The sequence below is a fragment of the Martinezella calliandrae genome (genome assembly GCF_030272695.1).
GTDB lineage: Bacteria > Pseudomonadota > Alphaproteobacteria > Rhizobiales > Rhizobiaceae > Rhizobium > Rhizobium calliandrae.
In genome coordinates, this window is record NZ_JARFYN010000179.1 from 1 (window position 1) to 760 (window position 760).

Consider the following 760-nt stretch of genomic DNA (forward strand, 5'->3'; position numbering starts at 1 on the left):
AGGCTGCGCTGCCAGGCGCTGCGATCGAGCACACCGTGCAGTCGCAAGACCAGCGGAATATGATAGTTGGTGCTCGCCTCGTCCAGCTGCGCCAAGAACCAGAGCCGCTGCTGCGCGAACGACAGCGCAAGCGGCGCATCGCGCGACACGGCAACAATTGCCGGCAGGTGTTGCGGACCGGCGCGGCTCAAATCTTCGACGATGCTTGCCGCCAGATCGCAAAGCGCCGGCTTGGCGAACAGCGTCGTCAGCGGCAGTACCACGCCGAAAGCCTGCGACAGCCGGCTCAAGAGCTGCACGGCCAGCAGCGAGTGTCCGCCGAGTTCGAAGAAGTTGTCGTGGCGGCCGACCCGCTCGATCCCGAGAAGCTCCGTCCAGATCTGAGCGAGCGTCGTCTCGACCTTGCCCTGCGGCGCCTCATAGGCGCGCCGTGCATAGGCGTCGTCGTCGGGAACCGGCAGCGCCTTGCGGTCGAGCTTGCCGTTTGGTGTGAGCGGCAAGGTATCGATCCGCATGAAGGCCGATGGCACCATGTAGTCGGGCAGCCGCTCGCTGACATGTGCGCGCAAGGCGCCGGCAAGGTCGGATCCCTCGGCTCCGTCGGCATGGTCGCTCGCCACCACATAGGCGACGAGGTGCTTGTCGCCGGTGCGGTCCTCGCGCGCCACCACCACCGCCTCGCCGACGAGCTCGTGCTCGCAAAGCCGTGCGGCGATCTCGCCCGGCTCGATGCGAAAGCCGCGGATCTTCACCTGCTCGT

The 760-nt window shown here is 66.8% G+C and carries 1 protein-coding gene; it reads right to left on the reverse strand.

The features are described 5' to 3' along the window. A partial coding sequence (locus PY650_RS36590; protein WP_285884983.1) for a phosphopantetheine-binding protein occupies positions 1 to 760 on the reverse strand: 760 nt, incomplete at both ends.